Source organism: Moraxella sp. K127 (genome assembly GCF_015223095.1).
In the GTDB taxonomy this organism is placed as follows: Bacteria; Pseudomonadota; Gammaproteobacteria; order Pseudomonadales; family Moraxellaceae; genus Moraxella.
This window is the reverse complement of record NZ_JADFBZ010000012.1, coordinates 14900-39283: the sequence shown is the minus strand read 5'-3', so window position 1 is coordinate 39283 and position 24384 is coordinate 14900. Positions and strand designations below refer to the sequence as shown.

At 44.3% G+C, this 24384-nt stretch carries 20 protein-coding genes; 16 read left to right on the top strand and 4 right to left on the bottom strand.

Going from position 1 to position 24384, the window contains the following annotated elements; translation table 11 throughout:
• The 6 genes from IM753_RS04095 (at position 1) to fetB (ending at position 8944) form a co-directional block, all read left to right on the top strand.
• Entirely contained in the window at positions 1 to 330 is a 330-nt protein-coding gene (locus tag IM753_RS04095; protein ID WP_062499067.1) for a YbeD family protein, read from the top strand.
• A gap of 119 nt (positions 331 to 449) precedes the next feature.
• Positions 450 to 1778, top strand: coding sequence for an exonuclease SbcCD subunit D C-terminal domain-containing protein (locus IM753_RS04090; protein ID WP_194108735.1), 1329 nt, complete (start codon positions 450 to 452; stop codon positions 1776 to 1778).
• Positions 1779 to 1893: 115 nt separating this feature from the next.
• Positions 1894 to 5847, top strand: coding sequence for an AAA family ATPase (locus IM753_RS04085; protein WP_194108734.1), 3954 nt, complete (start codon positions 1894 to 1896; stop codon positions 5845 to 5847).
• Positions 5848 to 6231: 384 nt separating this feature from the next.
• A complete protein-coding gene (ppk2, locus tag IM753_RS04080; RefSeq protein WP_083108223.1) occupies positions 6232 to 7266 on the top strand; it encodes a polyphosphate kinase 2 in 1035 nt (344 codons plus the stop codon).
• A 122-nt stretch (positions 7267 to 7388) separates the two neighbouring features.
• Positions 7389 to 8060 (top strand): ATP-binding cassette domain-containing protein, encoded by a 672-nt coding sequence (locus tag IM753_RS04075; protein ID WP_062499064.1) that lies wholly within the window; start codon positions 7389 to 7391, stop codon positions 8058 to 8060.
• Between the two features lie 107 nt (positions 8061 to 8167).
• Complete coding sequence (gene fetB, locus IM753_RS04070) at positions 8168 to 8944, top strand: iron export ABC transporter permease subunit FetB (RefSeq protein WP_065256914.1); 777 nt, start codon at positions 8168 to 8170, stop codon at positions 8942 to 8944.
• 30 nt (positions 8945 to 8974) lie between these two features.
• Here the strand turns inward: fetB and IM753_RS04065 are convergent, their stop codons facing one another.
• The gene (locus tag IM753_RS04065; RefSeq protein ID WP_194108733.1) at positions 8975 to 9907 is read right to left on the bottom strand and encodes a leucine-rich repeat domain-containing protein; all 933 of its coding nucleotides are present in this window, start codon (positions 9905 to 9907) and stop codon (positions 8975 to 8977) included.
• A gap of 397 nt (positions 9908 to 10304) precedes the next feature.
• Between IM753_RS04065 and IM753_RS04060 the strand changes: the two genes are divergently transcribed.
• On the top strand, positions 10305 to 11207 hold the full coding sequence (locus IM753_RS04060) for an ATP-binding protein (protein WP_194108732.1): 903 nt from the start codon (positions 10305 to 10307) through the stop codon (positions 11205 to 11207).
• A gap of 211 nt (positions 11208 to 11418) precedes the next feature.
• On the opposite strand, the gene IM753_RS04055 is transcribed toward IM753_RS04060, so the two are convergent.
• The gene (locus IM753_RS04055; RefSeq protein ID WP_194108731.1) at positions 11419 to 12225 is read right to left on the bottom strand and encodes an MBL fold metallo-hydrolase; all 807 of its coding nucleotides are present in this window, start codon (positions 12223 to 12225) and stop codon (positions 11419 to 11421) included.
• A gap of 510 nt (positions 12226 to 12735) precedes the next feature.
• On the opposite strand from IM753_RS04055, the gene tsaB reads away from it, so the two are divergent.
• The 8 genes from tsaB to IM753_RS04010 all read left to right on the top strand — a co-directional run bounded on the left by tsaB (position 12736) and on the right by IM753_RS04010 (position 19719).
• Positions 12736 to 13458 carry a tRNA (adenosine(37)-N6)-threonylcarbamoyltransferase complex dimerization subunit type 1 TsaB gene (gene tsaB / locus IM753_RS04045; RefSeq protein WP_227514768.1) on the top strand — a complete coding sequence of 241 codons (723 nt, stop codon included), beginning with the start codon at positions 12736 to 12738 and terminating at the stop codon, positions 13456 to 13458.
• A gap of 85 nt (positions 13459 to 13543) precedes the next feature.
• Positions 13544 to 14086, top strand: coding sequence for a hypothetical protein (locus tag IM753_RS04040; protein ID WP_065256919.1), 543 nt, complete (start codon positions 13544 to 13546; stop codon positions 14084 to 14086).
• 14 nt (positions 14087 to 14100) lie between these two features.
• Entirely contained in the window at positions 14101 to 14943 is an 843-nt protein-coding gene (locus tag IM753_RS04035; RefSeq protein WP_065256920.1) for an undecaprenyl-diphosphate phosphatase, read from the top strand.
• A 210-nt stretch (positions 14944 to 15153) separates the two neighbouring features.
• Positions 15154 to 15957, top strand: coding sequence for a class I SAM-dependent methyltransferase (locus IM753_RS04030; RefSeq protein ID WP_062501238.1), 804 nt, complete (start codon positions 15154 to 15156; stop codon positions 15955 to 15957).
• Between the two features lie 22 nt (positions 15958 to 15979).
• Positions 15980 to 16228 carry a hypothetical protein gene (locus IM753_RS04025; protein WP_062501241.1) on the top strand — a complete coding sequence of 83 codons (249 nt, stop codon included), beginning with the start codon at positions 15980 to 15982 and terminating at the stop codon, positions 16226 to 16228.
• Between the two features lie 740 nt (positions 16229 to 16968).
• The gene (gene purD, locus IM753_RS04020) at positions 16969 to 18240 is read left to right on the top strand and encodes a phosphoribosylamine--glycine ligase (protein WP_194092569.1); all 1272 of its coding nucleotides are present in this window, start codon (positions 16969 to 16971) and stop codon (positions 18238 to 18240) included.
• A 368-nt stretch (positions 18241 to 18608) separates the two neighbouring features.
• Entirely contained in the window at positions 18609 to 19034 is a 426-nt protein-coding gene (locus IM753_RS04015) for a CidA/LrgA family protein (RefSeq protein WP_065254859.1), read from the top strand.
• Positions 19021 to 19719 carry an LrgB family protein gene (locus IM753_RS04010; RefSeq protein ID WP_062499503.1) on the top strand — a complete coding sequence of 233 codons (699 nt, stop codon included), beginning with the start codon at positions 19021 to 19023 and terminating at the stop codon, positions 19717 to 19719. The genes IM753_RS04015 and IM753_RS04010 overlap by 14 nt, the downstream gene beginning before the upstream one ends.
• 94 nt (positions 19720 to 19813) lie before the next feature.
• Here the strand turns inward: IM753_RS04010 and IM753_RS04005 are convergent, their stop codons facing one another.
• Entirely contained in the window at positions 19814 to 21340 is a 1527-nt protein-coding gene (locus IM753_RS04005; RefSeq protein WP_194108730.1) for an acetyl-CoA hydrolase/transferase family protein, read from the bottom strand.
• 163 nt (positions 21341 to 21503) lie between these two features.
• Positions 21504 to 22599, bottom strand: a protein-coding gene (gene prfB / locus IM753_RS04000) for a peptide chain release factor 2 (protein WP_194108729.1) whose coding sequence is annotated in 2 segments (ribosomal slippage) — positions 21504 to 22526 and positions 22528 to 22599 — 1095 coding nt in all. Because the reading frame shifts where the segments join, the coding sequence is not laid out codon by codon here.
• A 482-nt stretch (positions 22600 to 23081) separates the two neighbouring features.
• Between prfB and IM753_RS03995 the strand changes: the two genes are divergently transcribed.
• Positions 23082 to 24371, top strand: coding sequence for a sodium/glutamate symporter (locus IM753_RS03995; RefSeq protein ID WP_065254856.1), 1290 nt, complete (start codon positions 23082 to 23084; stop codon positions 24369 to 24371).
• Positions 24372 to 24384: the final 13 nt, after the last annotated feature.

Genomic DNA, 24384 nt, shown 5'->3' with positions numbered 1-24384 from the left:
ATGACCACCAAACTTACCAATCTAAACATCGCCCCTACCGTGAACGCCAAACGCACCGAAATCCAAAACCCCGAGCTGTGGCAATTCCCCATGGACTACCCCATGAGCATCATCGGGCATGAAGGCGAGCATGACAGCCTACGCCATGAAGTCACGCTTATTTTGGCAGAGATTTTCCCTGATTTTGACACCGCCAGCATGGTCGTCCGCCCATCCAAGACAGGACGGTTTCACGCCCTACGAGTCAATCTACACCTAACATCTGCCGATGAAGTCAATCGCCTATACACCGCCCTTGACAAAGCCAAAACGGTCAAGACCGCTGTCTAGTGCTCTACATACGTTTACCAAAGACCACTTGCAAGAGTTGGTCTTTTTTTATAAACTTTAAAATACCATAACCCATTTATCTCGTTTACCCATTTATCTTACTCATCTAAATAACCACCATGCACACCATACCCCCCAAGCCCCCAACCGCCCTACGCATTTTACACACATCCGACTGGCACATCGGCAAACGCCTGTTTAATCACACCCGATATGATGAATTTGAAGCCTTTTTAAATTGGCTACACACCGCCATCAGCACTCATGACGTGGGCGCACTCATCGTAGCAGGCGACATCTTTGACACCGCCACCCCCAGTAACAAAGCCCAAGAGCTGTATTATGAATTTTTAGGCAAAGTCGCCAAAAGCCCCTGTCAACACGTCATCATCACCGCAGGCAACCACGACAGCCCCACCTTTTTGGACGCCCCCAAAGCCATTTTAAAAACACTCAACGTCCAAGTCGTCGGACAAGTCACCGCCGACATCCATGATGAAATACTGTTATTAAAAGACAATTTAAAAGACAATTTAAAAGACAATTTAAAAGACAATTTAGACATCGTGCGTGCCATCGTCCTTGCCGCGCCTTATCTGCGTGACAAAGACGTCAGGACAGGCGGTAGTTTTGAGCTGACAGGACAGCGAGACATCGAGACCGCCCAAGGCATTGCCAAGCATTATCAAAGCCTTGCCGACCATGCCATCGCCCTGCGAGATGAACACCAAGCCAGCCCACACCAGCCCCCCATCCCCATCATCGCCACCGGTCATCTGTTTAGTGCAGGGGCGAGCGTGTCATCGGATGATGACGGCATGCGAAAAGAGACCTTTGTCGGCACGCTCGGGCAACTGCCTGCTAGCATTTTTGCCGATGACATCAACTATGTCGCCCTAGGACACATCCACGCTCCCCAAAAGGTCGCAGGGCAAGACCGCATTCGCTACTGTGGCTCGCCCATTGCCATGGGCTTTGGTGAGATTGGTAAGGACAAGCAGGTCTTGATTGTTGATTTTGACCCCGCCACAGATAACACTCCCCACATTCATGCCTTGACCGTACCTGTCTTTACCAAACTGGTGAGACTACAAGGCGACACCGACAGCATTAAGCACGCCTTACGCCCCCTAATCGCCGAAAACCAGACCATCTATGCCGAGATTATCTATGACGGGCAGGCGTTAGAGCCGAATTTTGCCAAAGACATCAAAGCCTTTTTGACAGACACCAACGTCCTACCCCTAAACATCCAAAACAACACCCAACGCAGGCACGTCTTACAAAGCACCCATCATGGCGAAAACCTAAAACAACTCACAACCATGGACGTGTTTGAGCGACTCTTAGATAGACGAGCGGTGAGTGATGATGAAAAAGATGAGCTAAAAGTCGCCTATCAGCACATCATCCAAGCCATTCATGAGCAGGACGTGCAGGCGGACTGACGGCGTATGGCTTGGTTTGCCTGCCACCTCACTTATTTTATCCGACTGATTTTGACCCAATTTATTTTAAAGTCATTTTACCAATTTATTTTGCCATTTATTCATCCAAAACATCATGAAAATACTTTCTTTATCATTTAGCAATCTTAACTCTTTAAAAGGCAACTGGCACATTGATTTTACCGATGACGCCTTTGTCAATGACGGACTGTTTGCCATCACAGGGCAGACAGGGGCGGGCAAGACCACGATACTAGACGCCATCTGCCTTGCCATCTATGGACAAACGCCAAGGATTAGCACCATCAGCAACACCCAAAACGAACTCATGAGCGTAGATAGGGGCGACTGCCACAGCGAAGTGGTGCTACTCATGAATGAGAGTGCAGGCGATAAGCTGTATCGGTTCAGCTTTGAACAGCGACGGGCAAATAAAAAGCCCGACGGCAAATTACAACCCATCAAACGCCAAATCAGCCTACTGACCAGCCCATCCGATGACGGCACCATCATTGAGACCAAACCGAGCGTGTGCGATAAAAAAGCCATAGAAATCATGCACATGAACTTTGAGCAGTTTACCCGTTCGGTCATGCTCGCCCAAGGCAACTTCTCTGCCTTTTTAAAAGCCGAAGCCAACGAAAAAGGCGAAATCCTAGAACAAATCACCGGCACGCACATCTACGCCAAAATCAGCCAAAAAGCCTTTGACGTGCATAAGCAAAAAAAGGAAGAGCTACACCAATTAGAGCAAAAAGTAGGCGACATCGATGTCATGGATGATGAGCATTTCTCCGCTTTGGAGCGACGTATCAGCGATGATGACGCCCGTCTTCGTGACACCCAAACAAGCCTGCAACACCTAGACACCATCATCGGCTGGCACCAAGCCCAAGCCCAAGCCCAAGCCCACATCACCAAGCACCAAGCGGACATTGTGACCGCCCAGACAGACATCCAAGCCTTTGGTGAGTCGGCGACTCGCTTACGCCTTGCCAATCTGGCTCATGAGCTATCGCCTATCTACCAAGAACTCACGCGTGAACGCCACACCCTAACCCACACCCACACCGCTCTAACCGAGCTACAAAACGCCCTGCCCGAGCTAGTACAAGAACAGCAAACCCGACAAGCACAAAAGGACAACTATTATCAAACCCTGACCACCCACAAAGCCCAGTATGAACAAGCCCTACCCCTGTTCAAACAAGTGCGAACGCTAGATAACATCATCGCTCAGGACAAATCGGCAATCGATAAAATCAGCCACGCCATCACGAACGAGCAGACGATGATAGCTAATGCCAAGCAGGCGATATCAGAACTACACAGTCAGCAGGATGGGTGCCAAACCACGCTACATACCATCAATGACCGCCATGAGCACATGGCACACTATCCCGACATCAAGCAAGATGTGGGCGTGCTGTCAGGTCATGAACGTGAGCTTGGCACGGCTTTGGCACAGCTTCGTCAGCACACCCAAAAACTGCACGCCCAAACCGATGAGCTACACCAAAAAAACCAACAAATCAATGACAAACGAGACGAACTGCGAACCCAAAAAGAGCAGTTAGCCCAAAGCGAGCATGACCATCAAGCCCTTATCGGACAAATCAGCGAGCTGTTACAAACATCGCTCATGCTGTCTGATATTGACAATGACAAATTGGCGTATTATGGCACGCATTTTCAAGACAAGATTCATCGCATCAAAGAGTTGTCGCATTTGACTCATGCCCTTAGCCAGCATGAAGAGAGCCACAGACAGCTAAATGGACAACTTCATGAGCTAAGCACTCGCCTGCATGACAATGCCGAGCAAGAGCAAACCGCCCTGTCTGCCATTTCTGCCCTAAACGAGCAAATCACCCAAGAACAAAACACCCTATCTACCTTGCAACAGCATTATGACGCCCAGCAACAGCTCATCGCCCTAAAAGAACATCATGCCAAGCTGACCGATAATGAACCCTGTCCGTTGTGTGGCTCATTATTGCACCCGTACGCCCTTAACAACCCCTTTATCCATGATATTGATGACAGCACCAAAACCGCCATCGCCCACACCACTCAAAAAATAGAAACGCATAAAGAAAACCTGCAAGCTCACAAAGAAACACTTGCCAATATCACCAGTGCAAAAGTGTATTATGGCGAGCAACAACAAACATTAACAGCACAAAAAAATGAAATCATCACCAATATAAACCGTGATTATCAGACCATCATCGCACAGGATACAATAAAAAACGCCCATCATGAATTGCCCACGGCGTTAGATGATAATTCGCCCAAAATAAAAGAAGTCATTAATACATTAAATGACATCATTCATCAAACATTAGCCAGTTTAACTGGCAGTTATGATAACTATCATACATTACAGCACGCTTTTACCCAAAAAAGCCAAGAGCTTAGCACATTACGCCAAAATCTTGACATCATCACCCAAGACGGCAAAGCCCTAAAAAATCACATCCAAATCATCACAGAACAAACACAAGACACCAAATCCGCCATCGCTGATTATGAACAAAGTATTCATGAGCTTATCCATGCCATTAATACCAAATTAGAACCCTATCAAAAAGTCATTGATATTGATATGGATAATATTATTAATGTTATTAATAATATTAATAATAATGACAGCCACATATCATTATTAGCAAATATTCATCAGCATATTGGCGAGCTAACCCAAATCAGCCAAGACCATGACAATTACCACGCCCAAAAACAGCAATTAGAATCCGAGCTAAGTCACATTCAAATTCATCTGACCAACCAAACCAAACAATTAAATGACCATCAAGAAAAACTGCATGAATTAGAGCAAGAAAAAATATCTCTAACCCAGCACCATGACAGCCACACATCAGAGCGTGAAGCACTGTTTGGCACGGATAATGTCGATGACAAAGAAGCCACGCTACGCCAAGCGATAGATGAGAGCGAACGGGCGTTTCATGATAGCCAAGAGAGCCATCAAAAGTCCCAGCAAGCCCTATTAAGCCTAAATGAAAAAATCAGTCATCATCAAAGCCACATTGCCACGCTTGATAAACACATTAATGAATTACAACATAAGTTTAATGAATCACTGACAGACAAAGGTTTTAAAGACACCGATGAATTTTTATCGGCATGTATGGATAATGATGAACGCTTGGCATTAGCACAAACCGAGCAAAACCTGCATTATGCCTTAAAACAAGCCCGTGATAATCTTAACTATTGGGAGCATAAGCTAGATGACATCATGACTACCAAGCCTAATGATAAAGTTTTGGCAGATATTTTAAAAGACATGGATAAACAACATGAACCCAATACAACAAATGACAAACCGCAAAACATGACATTGGATGAATTAAACATGACATTGGATGAATTAAAACACCACAAAGAGCAATTACAAAGCCGTCATTATGCACAGCTAACCGCCTTTGGTGAGCAAAAACAGCTATTTGTAAATGCCAAGGACAGTAGAGAAAAGCACGGTTCTTTGATGAATTTAATCAGTCAAAAACAGCAGGATTTACTGGTATGGGCAAAGCTCGATGAACTCATCGGTTCCAAAGAAGGCATAAAATACCGCAATTTCGTCCAAGGGCTGACCTTAGAGCTTATGCTCCATCACGCCAATGACGTCCTTAGTAAAATGGACAGTCGCTACGTCCTAACCCATGGCGATGATAAGATAAACAAAAGCCTTTTAGAGATAAATGTCATCGACACCGCCCAAGGCAGTGAGATTCGTAGCACCAAAAATCTCTCAGGGGGCGAGAGTTTTATTGTGTCATTGGCATTGGCAATGGGCTTATCACAAATGAGCAGTGAGAATGTCAGTATTAACTCATTGTTTTTAGATGAAGGTTTTGGCACATTAGATGATGAGATATTGGACATTGCGTTATCGGTATTATCATCATTAAAAGATACAGGTAAGATGATAGGAATTATCTCACACGTCCAATCATTAAAAGAACGCATTCCCACCCAAATCCACGTCAAAAAAATCGCTAATGGCGAAAGCAGATTATTAGGTTCGGGCGTGAGTTAGGCTTGGTATGATTTGGCAAATGATGTTAATTATTTTAAAAATTGGTTGGTAAAGCTAAATTTCTTTGATAAAAAAATTAATTCAAAGAAATTCATCCTTTGTCTTGACAAACTAATTTAAAATTATGATTAATACTTCAATATCAACTTAAAATGGCAACTTATTGATTGCCCAATAGTGATTTTTGGGTTATAGGGACAATTTATTCGCCCTTAATAAACAAATCACTTATACAAAGTTGATAATAAGCAGTTAATTGATAATCACAGCTGTTTAAATAAACCCATCATAAAAAGTCAAAAACAAATGGATGTATTATATTGCCAAAATATTACCGTTATGTTAATATAAAACAAAACCACATTTTTATTAGGAGTATGTGCCATGGCAACCGCCCCAAAAAAGCAGTCCACCACCAAATTTCGTGATGAATTCTCTGACACACTCTCTCGCTTAGAAGAGTTGGTTGAACACGCCAGTGCTGATGATTTGACCCAAATTGGAGTTCGCTTGGCGGAGTACCTACCTGCCACCAACGTCGCTCATCAACTAAGTAGCGAGCTGGGTGCGAGCAAATCCAAAGATACCGAACTTGCTCCCAACTGGCGTGAAGGCGGTTATCCTTATAAACATCGCATGAGCCGTAAAAACTACGAAGCCCAAAAGTACAAATTACAAATCGAACTTCTAAAACTACAACGCCACGTCAAAGAAACAGGACAAAAAATCGTCATCCTTTTTGAAGGACGTGACGCCGCTGGTAAAGGCGGTACCATCAAACGCTTTATGGAACACCTAAACCCCCGTGGTGCTAGGGTTGTCGCCCTAGAAAAGCCGACCGAGACCGAACATGGGCAATGGTATTTTCAGCGTTATGTGCAGACCCTGCCCACCGCAGGCGAGATAGTGCTGTATGACCGTTCATGGTATAACCGTGCTGTGGTCGAGCGCGTCATGGGCTTTTGCAGTGATGATGAATATCACACCTTTATGGAGCAGGTGCCTGCCTTTGAAAAACACCTGACTCAGTCGGGCATTACGCTCATCAAGTTTTGGTTCTCGGTAAGTCGTGAAGAACAAAAAGTGCGTTTCTCTCGCCGTGAGCATGACCCCCTAAAACAGTGGAAGCTCTCGCCTGTGGACAAAGCGTCCCTTGACAAATGGGATGACTACACCATCGCCAAAGAAGCGATGTTCTTTGAGACCGACACGAGCGAATCGCCATGGATTGTCGTCAAATCCGACTGTAAAAAGCGTGCCAGACTCAACGCCATGCGTTATGTCCTAAACAAGCTGGACTATGCCGACAAAGACGACTCACAGATTGGCAACATCGACCCGCTCATCGTGGGACGTGCAGGGGCGTTATATGAGACTGACGAGCATAAGGATGTAAGTAAGCGACCCACCAAAAAATAAAATCCCACACCAAGCCGTCTGCCCCACTCATCAAACTTATCAATCTATCAAGGGCAGGCGGTTTTTGGCAATGCCATCGGCAAATCTAATATAATAAATCCCCACCCCAAACACGCCACATCATGTCCTTACTCACCGCCACCGCCCTATCCTACCACACCCCAGACCGTACCTTGCTTGATAACGTGTCTTTTGCCTTACATTACGGGCAAAAAGTCGCTCTGGTCGGTCGGTCAGGCTCTGGCAAATCGATATTATTACAAGCCCTAGCCGATTTGTTGCCTTTGGATAATGCCGTTACTGATAGGATTATGTTAAATAAAAATGGAAAATTAACACCCCTTAGCCAAATCTCCCCACCTGATTACCGCACTGCCGTTGCCCTATTTCATCAAACGCCTAGCCTATCGGACGGCACAGTACTAGATAACCTAACCGCCCCCTTTGGCTTTAAACATCATCAAAACAAAAAATTTGATAAAGACTGGCATTTACAACAACTTACCACGCTCGGCAAACATGACAATTTTATCAACCAATCCATCCACGAGCTATCAGGGGGTGAACGCCAAATCGTGAGTTTTTTGCGGACGTTGCAATTTAACCCAACGCTCGCCCTATTTGATGAAACCACGTCCGCCCTTGATGATGAGACGGCAAATTTGCTCATGAGACTCGTGCTAGATTGGCATGACAACCACAAAGCCCTGATTTGGGTTACGCACACGCCAAGCGAACAACAGGTGTTGGGGGCGGATTTGTGGCGTATGGATAATGGTATGTTGGCGGTGTAAATTGGCAATAACAAGATTTTAAGATTAATGTAGATTTGGGCGAATTGCAATTCGCCCCTACATCTATAAATAATAAAATATCAATTTAAATCAATAACTTATACATTATGGCAATCACACTTACCCTAACCGACATCGCCTTAGCCAGCACCTTACTACTTATCACGATAGGCGTGTCGGCATACCTGCGACTTAGCTTAACAGGTACGCTCATCATGGCAGGGGTGCGGACGGTCGTGCAGTTGTCCATGATTGGGCTGATTTTGGCGTGGGTATTCGCTCGTGAGAGTGCGTGGCAGGTACTTGCGATTTTAACCGTGATGACACTCATTGCCAGCGTCTCGGCAAAAGGTCGGGTCAAACGCCCCTACAAGGGCTTATTATCTGATAGCATCATCTCGCTGTCGGTTGCCGCAGGCGTGGTTACGCTGATTGCCATGATATTGATTTTAAAGGTGTCGCCTTGGTATCGCCCCCAGTACATCATACCGATTTTGGGGCTGATTTTGGGCAATTCTTTGACCGCCATATCCTTGACAACCAACGAACTTGTAAACGCCATGCACGACAAGCAAGCCCTTATCAAATCTCGCCTATCGCTGTCGGCTACCCCCTTTGAAGCGGTGCATGAGCTTGTCAAATCGGCGGTGCTAAATGGCTTGACCCCAACCGTCAATTCCATGCTCGTGGTCGGACTGGTGAGCCTACCCGGTATGATGACAGGGCAAATATTGGCAGGGGCTGACCCCACGCAGGCGGTACGCTATCAGATTGTTACCATGTTTTTTATCTGTGCGGGCAGTACGCTGTCGTGTACGCTGTCGGCGGTGCTGGTGGTTCGGCGGTTTTTTGATGAGCGTGGGCGGTTTGTGGTGGCGGGTTAGTCTATTATAAGGCAAATTTCCTATTCTATCTCAAAACACAATATCACAATTTGGCAATTGTTGGCGTAATTTTTCAATATCTGCCGGATTAATTGGATTATTGGTTAAATAAATTTTACTCAGATTTTTCAAATTTGCCAAAATAGCAATGTCTTGGATTTGGTTACTTTCCAAACCAAGCACTGTTAAATTGGTTAAACTTGCCAAAGCAGAGATGTCTTGAATTTGATTACCCCATATGTCAAGCCAAGTTAGATTGGTTAAATTTTTCAATGCCGAGATATTGTTAATTTTATTATCTCCCAAATCAAGACTGGTTAAATTTGTTAAATTTTCCAAAAATAAAATGTCTTGGATTTGGTTATTGCGTAAATCAATAATGTTTAAATCAGTCAAATTATTTAAAGCAGAAATATCTTGAATTTGGTTACTCTCTAAATTAAGAACGTTTAAATTGGTCAATTTAGCCAATACTGAAATATCTTGTATCTGGTTTTCTAATAAATCAAGCTCGGTTAAATTCGCCAAAGGTAAAATATTTTGGATTTGGTTGTATGATAAATCAAGTTCAGTTAAGCTTATTAAACTTTTCAACGCCAAAATATCTCGGATTTGATTGCCCCATAAATAAAGCTCGGTTAAATTGGTTAAGCCTACCAATGCTGAAATGTCTTGGATTTGGTTACGCTCTAAATTAAGTTTGGTTAAACTTACTATTTCCTTAACACACTCAAAAACCAATGATTTATCCAGCCAATCAAATTCCGCTTGATAATCATATTTTTCATCAAAAACCCTTTTATTATTTTTCCATAATTTTAATTCCAACCCCTGTCTTAACAAAAAAAATCGCCACTCATCATCAAGCGACAGCCACCATGTCCACAGCTCGTCATCGGTCATTTGGTTTAGGCTTTTTGCTGCATTGGCAGATAAATGATGAGAATATAATGCATGGGTCATGGTTGTGTCCTTGTCTGGTGTTGGGTAGCATGGTTGATTTGGGCATGTTTGCCTTTATGTGATACTTGGATTATACACCCAGTTGATATTTACCACGGGTTTGTAGGGGTGTGCTGAGTACACCCTTTGATGACAGTACCGTGCAAAGCGTGCACAGCACGCCCCTACATCCAAGCATCATTGCGTTTGTAGCAATTTTAAAGTTTATTGAGTGTAACACAAAGAGAGCACTGCCAAACGTGATACTTTGCAAAAGCATGGTCGAACAGACATCGGCATTCGCATGGCTCAATAATCTTTTTGCAACACCCGCACTCATCGACCACCACACGAAGTGGTTTTATTTTTGGGTGTTTTATGCTACATTAATGAGACACTTTAACCCCACCAATCCTGTATGAACCTACCTAACGAACTGCTTGCCCTTGGTGCAGACTTTTTGCAAAAAGCCAATCAATTTTTAAGCGAACGCACCACCCAATCCATCCACCTAGACCCCGATGTCCTTGCCTATCGCTGGGTTGGCGGTCAGCGTGGCACACTCGTCCCTGTTGATGTTCACCTTGCCATCACTTTGGACGATTTGCACGGCATTGACACCCAAAAAGACAAAATCATTCAAAACACCCGCCAGTTTTTGGCAAACCTGCCTGCCAACCACGTTCTCATGACTGGCACTCGTGGGGCGGGTAAATCAAGCCTTGTGCGTGCCTTACTTCACGCCCATCATCAAGACGGTCTGCGAGTGATAGAAGTCGCCCGAGATGATTTGCAAATGCTTGACAAAATCCGCCACGCCATCAAAGCAAGCGACAACCACTGCCGTTATATCATCTACTGCGATGATTTGGCATTTAATGGGCATGATGAAAATTACCGCACCCTAAAAAGCGTGCTGGATGGGGCGTTAGACAGCGAACAAGACCGCCTACTCATCTATGCCACCAGTAACCGCCGTCATCTATTACCACAGCTCATGAAAGACAACGTTAGTATTTATAACGGTCAAACCGATGAAGTCAATCCCTATGAGACCATCGATGAGACCGTCTCGCTCTCAGACCGCTTTGGGCTGTGGATATCGTTCTCGCCCATGAATCAAGAGACGTATCTGGATATTGTGGCGTATTATTTGGCACGGGAGGACATGGCATTTGATGAGATGGTACGTGGTGAAGCCCTAAAATGGGCAAGCACTCGGGGTGGTCGCTCGGGGCGGGTGGCATATCAGTTTAGTCGGCATTGGATAGGGTCAAGGCTGTTAGAGCATGGCTCTGTGGATGGTGTTACCCATGAATGACGCACCCAAGAAATTTTAAAATACTACAAACGCAATGACGTTTGGGTGTAGGGGCGTGCTGTGCACGCCTTGCACGGTACTGTCGTCAAAGGGTGTGCTCAGCACACCCCTACAAACCCGTGGTAAATATCAAGCTGGTTAGGTGCAATCTGCCTACCAAAAAACCAAAATAAAAAGGCGTATCATCACGCCTTTTTTATTGCACAAGCCCTTATATTCTTGCCAATGTCATCAGCTCACTGATGTCATAAGTACTCTCATCAATCAAATCAATACCGCAAGACAACTCACTAATCCAATCTAAGAACTCATCAAAGATGGCACGCCCTTCTAATCGTTTGCCATGCTGTGGCACCATCATGTCCACAGGCAACTGACGCACGCTGTCCGCCCACAGACGGCAGGCTTTGTTACTTGCCATATAGCGTTTGTGAAAGCCTGACATGCTGTTGATATGAGCTTGAAAATTCTCCACCTTAATGCCAGAATGTCCCACCAATGACGCCCCCATATCGCCCGAGAACAGAATCTGACTGACAGGGTCATAAAACTGAATGTTACCCACCGAATGTAAAAAGTGAGCAGGGATTGCCATGATTTGGGTGTTGCCCAGTGCATAAACCCCACCTGTATCAAGAATGCCTTCGAGCCGCTCTGACAGACCGTGGTGCAGTCGCCCTTTGGTAAAGGCAGAATTATAATGGGGTAAAAACCGCTCCCACAACGTCGGAATAAGCAGTTTGGTGTTTTGCAAATGGATGAGCCAACGGGGCATGGACGCCAAAATGTCAGGGTCTTGGTGTGAGCCGATGACGTACTTAATGCTCTCCATGCTGGTGTATTTGGTGATTTGCAAGGTCAGTGGCGTAAAGGTCAAATCCCCACCTGGGTCAATAATTGCCGCTTCTTCGCCATCAATGATTAAAAATTGGTTAGACGGCACGCTTTCATCTTCTTCGGGCATGCTAAACGCAATACATTTGTGATGACCATCATCATACAAAACATAAGATTCCATAACAATTTCCTAAATAACACCTAAAAATACACACCATAAAGTTTTTATGGGATTTAAGCATTATACGCTGATTTGATTAAAAATACCAAAAGTTTTTATTAGGGCGTGCCCACCATTGATAACATTTTTATGATAACATTTTTATAAAATTAAGATGAAAACTTGACAATTTCAATCAATTTTTGCATGAAAAATGGCTATCCGGCCACTTAATTTAAAAAAATTAAGTGAAAATCTTAAAATTTACCTGATTAAGTGGTCGGATTGTTTTTCTGCGTCAAAAACTTGTCTGATAGAATAACTATCAACCTGCGTTTTTTCCTTGAAAAACGTGCGATTTTTCTCATTTTTCATTGCAAATACCAAAGGCAGGCACGCCCTAAATTTATTTGTCATAAAACCACCCCGTCCAACAAAAATAAAATTTCTTAATTATTACTCTCTTGTAAATAATGTTATCAATGCCCCCGACCGCTTTTAAAACCCTAAAATTTACAAGTATTTTGTGGTATGATAAGCGTTTTTTATTTCGTCCGCACGCATTCTATGACTGCCTTATCGCCCAGCCCATCTGACATTCTTATCGCCTTTGACACCATTTTTGAGCAATGCTCTATCGCCATTTTACAAAATGACACCATTATCTATACCGAGACCGTAGCGGGTGGACGTGGGCAAACGGAGATTATTTTGCCCATGCTGGATAAGGCACTACATACGGCAGGCGTGGATATTAAGGATGTCAAAGCATGGGCGTTTAACCGTGGACCGGGGGCGTTTAGCGGTATTCGTATCAACACCGCCTTAGCCCAAGCCTTATCTGTCGCCAATGACGCACCGTGTATCGGCATATCTAGCCTACACGCCTTGGCATTTATGGCGTGTGAACAAACAAGCATGGCGGACGGCACAACGATAACTGCCGTGATAGACGCTCGCCAAAACCAAGTCTATGCAGGGGATTTTGTGGTGCAAAACGCCTTGCCCATTGCCCAAAACGAATATCTGCTGGATTATGATAAGCGTGTAGAGACCGACATCATCGTGGGGGACGGGGTGGATTTGGTGGCAACAGATGCCAAAAAATTACGTCTAAATCCCAGTGCCGAGCATATCGCCCGCCTTGCCTATCCGCTATTTTTAAAGGGCGAGACGGTAACGGCAGAAAACGCCTTGCCTGTGTATCTTAGAAATAACGCTTGGAAAACCTTGGCAGAACAAGGTAAGAAATGATTATTATGGCGTAAGTATGTTACGCCCTATTTAAATTGTCAAAACCACACAAAACACCAAACCATGCGTGACAAACGCCAATATCATGAAAAAACAAACCGCTGATGAAACCAATTTAAACGACCATGCTTTTATTATTGTCATGGCAGAATATGGCAAGGCTTTTTTATGGGGACAGCAAGAATTAAAAGACAAGTTCATTGGCGAATGTTGCGTGAGTTATTTTCCCAACATGACCGACCAACCCAGCCCCATACCCGATGAATTATGGCAACAATTTTGTGATTGGCATGTACAATTTGAATATGCATGGTTTGATTATAATGATGCTAATCTGGCTTTTAGAGATTTTGATAGAACCAAGCCAATTTCATTTGATTGGCTTGAATTTCACAGAATGGGCATTTCGTTAGCCAAACAATTAAAATCCATATTAAATGACAACGTTAGGGTTATTTATGAAATACCAGCAGAAGACTTTACAACCAAAGAGTTTTTTAGAATAGAAATTTTAAAAAATGGTGAAATCGTGCGTCTGATTTTGGATAAAAAATCCAATCAGTGGAAATATGATTATTCTAATCCAACATCATTAGCTAAATTTAATCAATCTCAATTACAACCCTAAGCAAGAGTAATATTTTGGACATTTTATTAGTTATCAAAGCCTTTATCATGGGCATTGTCGAAGGCATTACCGAGTTTTTGCCGATTTCTAGTACAGGCTATATGATTTTGTCGGCAGACATCATGAATTTTTGGGACAAGGACAAGCGGGATTTGTTCATTGTTTTTGTTCAGCTTGGGGCGATTTTGGCGGTTATTTATGACTATTGGGGCAGGCTGTGGACGGCATTTATGGGGCTACTGACTGGCAAGGCGGACGGCATGACCAACCCCCGTGGGCTGGGTATCTCGCTCATCATCGCCACCATTCCTGTCATGATTGTCGGCTTTACGCTCAAAGACTTTATCACAGGCACGCTGTTTCACCCGCTTGTCGTGGCAACCATGCTCATCATCGGGGCATTGCTCATCATTTATGTGGAAAAGCACCCACGCCCCATTAAGGCACAAGAAGCTGAACATATTGACTTTAAAATGGCGTTAAAAATCGGACTGGCTCAATGCCTTGCCCTGATCCCTGGTACCAGTCGCTCTGGCTCTACCATTATTGGGGCGTTGTGGTTTGGGGCATCTCGCAAATCCGCTACTGAATTTTCGTTCTTTTTGGGTATTCCTGTCATTGTCGGGGCAGGGCTTTTGGAGCTTATTGAGAAAAAAGACGTGCTGCAAACAGGGGAAGATTGGGCGATTTTGGGTGTGGGAACGGCGGTGTCTTTTGTCGTTGCCCTGCTATGTATTCGTTTGCTTGTGGCTTGGGTGTCAAAACGGGATTTTATGATTTTTGCCTATTTGCGGATTATCACAGGCGTGATTGTGTTATCGGCGTATTTTGTGTTTGGTTATCAGATTAAAGGGTAATATTTTATCAAATTTAATATATTAAAATGACATTTGATTTTTATTTAAAATCAATCTAGTACACATACCATTTATGGAAATTAACCCCAATTTGCACCCATTCTACCTTTTGAAAAATACCTTTTGTAGGGGTGTGCTATGCACGCCCCTACGGTGGTGCATTTTGAAGTTAAACAAGTATAGAAATATCTATTTAAAAAAGGCAATATTTTGACTATCAACATCATCGGCACCGAACAAGAAAAAGCATTATTTGATATATTAGACGTTATCAATAAAAATCATAATTTGTCTTTAAATTTATCTTTTTATGCTTTATCAAAACTAAGTGATAAATTTATCTCATCGTTTGCCAATGACAATGCTAATACACCCCTAATCGCTATTATAAAAAATACCCCAACCTTAATTAAAATTGACAACAATGCTATTATAAAATCATCATTAAATTGGCAAGCCCTAACCAAACGTATCGTAACCGCAGGGCGAAAGTCTGAGCTGATATTACAAGCAAGTAAATTAACGCCTGATATGAGCGTGATAGACGGTACGGCAGGCTTTGGGCAGGATGGATTGATATTGGCAAGTACAGGGGCGAATGTGTTAATGATAGAGCAAAATCCTATCGTGGCAATGCTGTTATTATTTGAGCATCAAATGATGAACGCCAATCCAAATTGGCAAAAGCTGTTAAGCCGAATTGCAATTTATCATGGTAATTTTTTGAATACCGACTTTATGGCAACATTGCCAAAAGTGGATATGATTTATCTTGACCCCATGTTTCCGTCTGATAGCTATTCGGCAAAGGTGGGTAAAACCATGCAAGTATTACATGACTTAGCAAATCCGCCAAGCGATGATGATGAAAGACTGTTTTTGGATATTGCCAATGTTCAATTAAAAGGCAATGGCAAAATCATTGTCAAACGCTCCTTATCCGCTCCCCATTTGGCAAATAAAACGCCCGTGCAAAGTGTGGCAAATGACGCAATACGGTTTGATAGATATTGATTCATATTGATATGGGTAAACTATGAAAATAGAATATATTCTGCTTGGGTTATTATTACTTAGCTTTGTGAATGATATTTTTCAAAAACGCAAATATCAAAAACTTTGGCAAGCGGTAGATAAAACCAAATACATTAACCGCTATTTGGACATTCTTGCCCAAACCAAAGACCAAACCCAAGCAGTAAAACAATTACGCCAAGAATTTAATGAATTGGGATTATTGCAAGCGGTGGAAATCAGTCAGCTTGCCCATCAGGATAAGTCTTAGGTTTTGGGTGGGGTATTTTTTTCATATTAACCCACCCAACTCCCAATCAACCATCTCTTAGCGACCAGAGTGTTTTTCACAGGGTGTGCTCAGCACACCCCTGCAAACCCGTGGTAAATATCAAGTTGGTTGGATGTGTAATCAAAAATGTATTAGACTTCTTTCCAAACCCCGATTTTTGTGGATTTTTAAAAACTTCAACCCCAATACTTATAAAGGTTTATTTTTAGTTTGGAAAGAGATTTATTATCAAACCAATCGCAAGTTTATTGATAACGCCGTTAACTAGGGCGTGTTGAACTTTGGTATTTGCAATGAAAAATGAGAAAAATCGCATGTTTTTCAAGGAAAAAGTGAAGTTTGATAGTTATTCTATCAAACGAGCTTTTGACGATGAAAAACAATCCGACCACTTAATCAGGTAAATTTTAAGATTTTCACTTAACTTTTTAAATTAAGTGGTTGGATAGCCATTTTTTCATGCAAAAATAGATAAAAGCTTTAAATTTTCATCTTATTTTATAAAAATGTTATCAATGGTAGGCACGCCCTATTAGCTTATGATGAATAAAATTACTCTATTTACACCCATCTTTTCTTTGTTGGGATTTTTATGAGCATTATCTTATTTTTTTCGCCACAAATCAAAAGAAAATCCATAGAACAGCCAAAAACCCCCAAGATTTTTTGGCTAAAATTTGCTACAATAAGGGCATTTACCCCAACCCATAAGGACTGCTATGAAAATTTTAGTTACAGGTACAGGCGGACGTGAGCACGCCTTAGCGTGGGCGTGTGCCAAAGATGACAGAGTACAGACCGTCTATGTCGCTCGTGGCAATGCAGGTACAGCCACCGAACCCAAGCTCCAAAACGTGGATTTGGACATCACCGACCACCCTGCCGTAATTGAGTTTTGTCAATCTCACGACATCGCTTTTGTGCTTGTGGGGGCGGAAGCTCCGCTTGTGGCGGGCATTGTGGACGATTTGGAGCGTGCTGGCGTGCGTGCGTGGGGCTGTTCTAAATACTGCTCACAGCTAGAAGGTTCTAAGGCATTTGCCAAAGATTTTATGAAAAAAGTCGGCATTCCCACCGCCTTTTATGAAGTCTTTACCGATGTAGAGTCGGCAAAAGACTTTGTCCGCTCCAAGGGTACGCCTATTGTCATCAAGGCGGACGGCTTGGCGGCAGGTAAGGGCGTGATTGTGGCGATGGACGAGTCCGAAGCCTTTGTTGCCATTGATGATATGCTCTCGGGCAATAAATTTGGGCAGGCAGGGAGTCGTGTCGTCATCGAGGAGTTTTTGGCAGGCGAAGAAGCGTCCTTTATCTGTATGATTGACGGCAATAACATTTTGCCCATGGCGACCAGTCAAGATCACAAACGCATTTTTGAAGGCGACAAAGGGGCGAACACAGGCGGTATGGGGGCGTACAGCCCTGCCCCTGTGGTAACGGCTGATGTGCATAATAAAGTGATTGAGCGTGTTATCCGCCCTGTCGTGGACGAGATGAAAGTAAATGGCACACCTTATAAGGGCTTTTTGTACGCAGGGCTGATGATAAATGACGCAGGCGACCCTTATGTGATTGAGTTTAACTGTCGATTTGGCGACCCTGAGACTCAGCCGATTATGATGCGATTAAAGTCGTCTTTGGTTGAGCTGATTTTGGCAGGGCTAGACGGCAAGTTGCCCGCCAGTGCAGAATGGACGGACAAAGTGGCGTTAGGCATTGTCTTGGCAAGTCGTGGTTATCCTGAAAGCTCATCATCAGGCGATGTGATTACAGGCTTGCCAGAGTCGCAGGACGACCTAAAAGTATTCCACGCAGGCACAAAAGAGCAAAACGGGCAAATCCTAACCAATGGCGGACGAGTGTTGTGTGTTACCGCACTCGGGGCGAGCGTTGCCGAAGCCCAAGCCCGTGCCTTGGCAAGCTGTGGTACGATTGCCTTTGACGGCATACAGTACCGCCGTGATATTGGCTGGCGTGCGATTGGGCGTTAGTTTTTATCTGAATATAAAGCCAAATGCAGTCGTGTTTGGCTTTATTTTTTTATAAAATAATGAACATTTCTTATAAAACCTGCCCCACACCTTGACCTGATGACGTGATGATGATTAAATAATGTAGGGCGTGCCCACCCTTTATAACACAATTTATATTTTGAAATTTTGCAAAAACAACCAACTGTTTTTGCATAAAAAATGGCTAAATCTTGTTTTTCTGCGTCAAAATCCTTGTTGATATTTCAATATCAACTGCGGACTTTTCCTTGAAAAACGTGCGATTTTTCTCATTTTTCATTGCAAATACAAAGGGTAGACACGCCCTAGACAAGTCAAGCGACACCCCATATAAGGACATAATAACAATGAAATCCCCCTATCTCACCAAATCCCCAACTTTTTGGCTCGGTATGCTCGCCACCGTCTGTATCGTCATCGGTGTGCGTGAGCTTGCCTTAGTCGTTTGCACCGCTTTGGGAATGCCGACCGCCACCAACATTGTCGGCTTGGTGTCGCTCTTTGCTGTGCTTATGAGCGTGCGTCTCATTAAGGGCGGTCTACCAAATTGGCTGTCGTCATCGGCAAGCGTGCTACTCGTGGATAGTGGATTTGCATTTTTGCCTGTGTCGGCAGGGGCAGGGATTTTGCTGTTTGGACTGGGGGCGGATTTACTTGCCGTGTCGGCGGTCATCGTGCTGAGTACCGTGATACCGCTTTGGGCATTTGCCAAATTGTCCCAAAACTGGCTAAAAAGCACGGACGATAAAGGAGGAAATCATGCCAACCCTTGACAGCACCACGATTTTTATCGCCTTTATTGTTACGCTCATCGCCCACATCGGGGCAAAATATGTACTACGTTATATCAATAAATACTTTCGTGGCATACCGATGATTATCATCGCCATTGTGCTAACGCTTATCATCATCGCCATAATTCAACTGCCCTACAATACTTATTACGCCCATGCCAAACCTGTCTTTGATCGCTTGCTTGGGTATAGCACTGTTTTGCTTGCTGTCCCCTTGGCAGGCATGGATTTTAAGGGCTTGCCTGTCAAAAAGCTGTCTATCATCGTCGTCATGGCAAGCCTAGTTGGAGCGATTGTGCCGATGAGTTTGGCGTATGTGTTTAGCCTAAATATGCAGACGATTTTGGGCTTTGCCACACGGTCGGTTACCACGCCTGTGGGTTTGTCGGTCGCCCAAATCATTGACGCACCACTTGTGCTTGCCAACCTTATCATCATCGTGTCGGGGATTTTGGGGGCGGGGGTGTGCCGTATTTTGTTTAAAAACATCACAGACGACCGAGCAAAAGGCTTAGCACTCGGTCTGGTCGCCCACGCCATTGGCACGGTAGAAGCATGGACTATCAGCCCCACCGCAGGGCGATATGCTGCCTTTGGACTTGCCATCAATGGCTTAGTAACGGCGGTGTGGTTGCCAATGGCGATATTGTGGCTGTTGAAGTGATGATTTATAAGGATAAATGTAATTTACCCCAAAAAATCCGCTCAAAAAAACACCCAAGCGACAACTTGGGTGTTTTGTTTTGCCAAAGCGATGATTATTTAATACGCATATCGCCAGTTTCAACAAAACGTTGGTGCCATGACAAGGCTTCTAGCAATAGGTGTGGGGTGTGTACACCGCCTGATTTTTGGCTTGCCACGAATGCACGGTCATAGTAATCACGGAGCATATCACGGTAATCAGGGTGCGAGCAGTTGTCAATGATAAGTTTGGCACGCTCTTTTGGCGACTTACCACGCAAATCCGCCATGCCTTGTTCGGTTACGATAAACATCACGTCATGCTCGGTGTGGTCGTGGTGGCTTACCATTGGCACGATTGCCGAGATTGCTCCGCCTTTTGCGGTGGACGGGCTGACATAAATGCTAAAAAAGCCGTTACGGGTAAAGTCGCCAGAACCGCCAATGCCGTTCATCATGCGAGTACCCATGACGTGCGTGGAGTTCACGTTACCATAAATGTCCGCTTCAATCATGGAGTTCATGCCAATCACACCCAAACGGCGAATCACTTCTGGGTTGTTGCTGATTTCCATTGGGCGAAGGATGATTTTGTCTTTTAAAAACTCAATGTTTTCGTTAAAGCGAGCCAACGCATCTGGGCTAAATGACAAGGCAGTGGCGGACGCTGTTTTCATCTTTTTGGCAAGGATTAGGTCAAGCATACCGTCTTGTAGCACTTCGGTATAACCTGTCAAATCATCAAATGGGGCGTCAAGTAGCCCTGCCATGACTGCGTTCGCTACGTTACCCACGCCTGATTGGAGCGGTAGTAGGCTCTTAGGCAAGCGACCTGCTTTGACTTCATGGTCAAGAAAATCAATGACTTGGGCGGCGATACGCTTAGATACGTCATCGGGTTCGGCAAACTTAGAGTTACGGTCGCCAGCATCTGTTAGCACAATCGCCACAACCTTATCAGGGTCAATGGCAAGCCCTGTCGTACCGATACGGTCAAACGCCCCTACCACAGGAATCGGTTTGCGGTGCGGTGGCAGACCTACTTCGCCATAAATGTCGTGCATACCTTCTAAGCCTGCACTTAGGGCGGCGTTAATCTCAACGATGACTTTGTCGGCATTTTTGACCGCTTCTACGCCATGACCGATACCCATCGCAAAAATCAGCTCGCCATTTTCGGTAATGGCGGTCGCTTCAACGATAGCTACGTCAAATTTACCATAAAAGCCTTGACGCATTTGCTGTTCTACGTGCGATAAGTGCATATCTTGGTAAGCAATCTCGCCTGCGTTAATGCCATTACGAAGGGTTGGGTCAGACTGAAATGGCGAACGAAAATGCAAGGCTTTGGCTTCGGCAAGCACGCCATCACACTCAGGGGCGGTGGACGCACCTGTTACCATACCTACGCTAAATTTCTCGCCTTTGGCATGAGCGTCTTTGGCTTTGTTGGCGATGGCGGTCGGCATCGCTTTTGGATAACCTGCCCCTGTAAAGCCTGTAACGGCAAGCATCATGCCATTTTGGATAAATTGGGCGGCTTCATCAGCAGTCATCACTTTTTCACGCAAACCTGCGTGGCGAATACGGTCAATTGACATAATCATTCCTTATTGAAATCATGGAAATTAAAAATACCTTTTTAAACAGGTGCTAAGATTTTAACACCTGTTAATGATAAAATAAATAGTTTGTTACAATATTTAGCAGGATTTTTGGATAGGCAAAATCAATCATTATTATTTATCACGATTAATTTTAAAATCACAGATCTGCTTTTAAACTCGCCACGATAAATTTATCCAAATCGCCATTTAGCACCGCTTGGGTGTTGGACGTCTCAACGCCTGTCCGCAAATCCTTAATGCGTGAATCATCAAGCACATAAGAGCGGATTTGCGACCCCCAACCGATGTCGGATTTGCTGTCTTCTAGGGCTTGCTGTTTTTCCATGCGTTTTTGCATTTCAAGCTCGTAGAGTTTGGCTCGGAGCATTTTCATGGCGGTGTCTTTGTTGGCGTGCTGTGAACGCTCGTTTTGGCACGCCACGACCACGCCTGTGGGCTGGTGCGTGATACGCACGGCAGAGTCGGTGGTATTGACGTGCTGACCGCCCGCCCCGCTTGACCGATAGGTGTCAATACGCAGGTCGGCAGGATTGATGTCAATCTGTACATTGTCGTCAATCTCAGGGGAGACGAACACCGCCGAAAATGACGTATGGCGACCGTTATTGCTGTCAAAGGGGGATTTGCGAACCAAACGATGAACGCCAATCTCAGTGCGAAGCCAGCCAAAAGCATAATCACCCTTGACCGCAATGGTTGCCGACTTGATACCTGCCACACCGCCTTCGGAAACTTCCAAAACTTCCGCCTTAAAGCCGTGCGACTCGCACCAACGCAGATACATACGCAGGAGCATCTCCGACCAGTCTTGGGCTTCGGTACCGCCTGAGCCTGCCTGTATATCCAGATAGCAGTTGTTGGCGTCCATTTCACCGCTAAACATACGTTTAAATTCTAAGTCTTCCACGCTTTTTAGGGCATCATCAAGCTCGGCTTGCACGTCTGCCAGCAGGCTCTCATCGTCCGCTTCTACGGCAAGCTCCAACATGGCGGTCGCGTCGTCTAGCTTGGCGGTCAAGCCGTCTACCACGCCCACGATACCGTCTAGCACTGATTTTTCTTTACTGATTTTGGTGGCAAGCTCGGGGTCATTCCAGATGTCGGGGTTTTCTAGTTCTAGATTAACTTCTTCTAGGCGTTCTTTTTTACTCTCAACGTCAAAGATACCCCCAAAGCTCTTTGCCACGAGCGTGTAGGTCTTTGATTTGTTCTTGATATGGGGCGATTTCCATGATGATTACCTTACAATGGATTTAAAAATAAAAGCATATTATAGCAAATATTTGATTATTTTTCATCAATACCGCTTGGGGTGTCAGGGCAATCGCACTATATTTAATTTTTAGCAAATAAAATTATGTTTTTAAAGAAATTGGTAATTTTTAGATGCACAATTATTTAAAAACCCACCAAACCAATTACACTTTGAATAATCTATTAAAAATTTATTTAGTTAAAATTAACTATAAACACTAAATTTGCTTGATTTTTAATCAATTCCATATAAAATTTTGTAGTGCGATTGCCCTGCTTGGGGTGTGCCTACTCTATTATTGCACTATTTATAATTTAAAAATATTTTACAAATAAATCAACCGTTTTTGCATGAAAAATGCTACTTGTTGGGCGGGACAATTTGAATAAAAATCAATCATTGATTTATAAGGTTTTTGCATTTATAATTAAAAGTTTTTGATAAATCTATGGAGCTTACATGGAAATCACCTTAAACGGCTATTATACGCTGATTTTGGCAACGATTGTGCTACTCATTGGGCGGTTGTTGGTCAAAAATATCCGCTTTTTGGACGAGTTTAACATTCCTGAACCTGTGGCAGGGGGCTTATTGGCGTCCATGCTGATTTTGGGAATCAATACGGTCTTTGGGTACAGTTTCATTTTTCAGGCAGAGCTACAAACCGCCTGTATGCTGATGTTTTTTGCCTCTATTGGCTTATCGGCTGATTTTAGCCGTCTAAAAGCAGGGGGTAAGCCGTTGGTTATCTTTACCCTACTGGTTGGGGCGTTTGTGATTTTACAAAATGGTATTGGTGTAACACTGGCAAGCATGCTTGGGCTTGAACCTATCATGGGGTTGGTGGTCGGCTCGATTAGCCTCACAGGTGGACATGGTACGGCAGGGGGCTGGGGTAGCACGCTAGAAACCGAGTACGGTCTGACAGGGGCGACAACGGTCGGTATCGCCACTGCAACCTATGGCTTGGTGGCAGGCGGTCTTATCGGTGGTCCTGTGGCAAAACGACTGGTGAGTAAGCTCAACATACAGCCCACCACCGCCAAAGATGACCGCTCGGACGTAGAAAAACTGGCAGACGACCAATCGCTATATAGCACCAAGCACAGTATCGATGACGATAACGCCAATAAAAACATGTTTGAAAAACCTGACACCATTCGTCTCATTACCGCAAGCTCTGCCATTGAGACCCTTGCTCTGTTTGCGGTGTGTCTGGTGGGGGCGGATATCATGAGCAACATCGCCAAAAATGTCGAATGGCTCGCCGCCCTCAAAGTGCCAACCTTTGTGTGGGCGTTGGCAACAGGGGTGATTTTGCGTAATGTTTTGACGATGGTCTTTGATTTTAAAATGTTTGACCGTGCCATTGATGTCTTTGGTAACGCCTCTTTGAGCCTGTTTTTGGCGATGGCACTCATGTCCTTAAAACTGTGGGAGCTGGCTGACCTAGCAGGTCCTTTGGTCATTATTTTGGGCGTACAAACGCTTGCGATTATTTTATTTGCCTATTTTGTTACCTTTAATGTCATGGGTAAGGACTATGATGCGGCGGTGCTTGCCACAGGTCATTGTGGCTTTGGCTGTGGGGCGACACCGACCGCCGTTGCCAATATGCAGGCGGTTACCGACCGTTATGGCGACTCGCATAAGGCGTTTTTGATTGTGCCGATGGTGGGGGCGTTCTTTGTGGACTTGATGAACGTAGTAATATTACAAGGCTATCTTATGCTACCGTTCATGCAGTGATTTGCCATTTAGA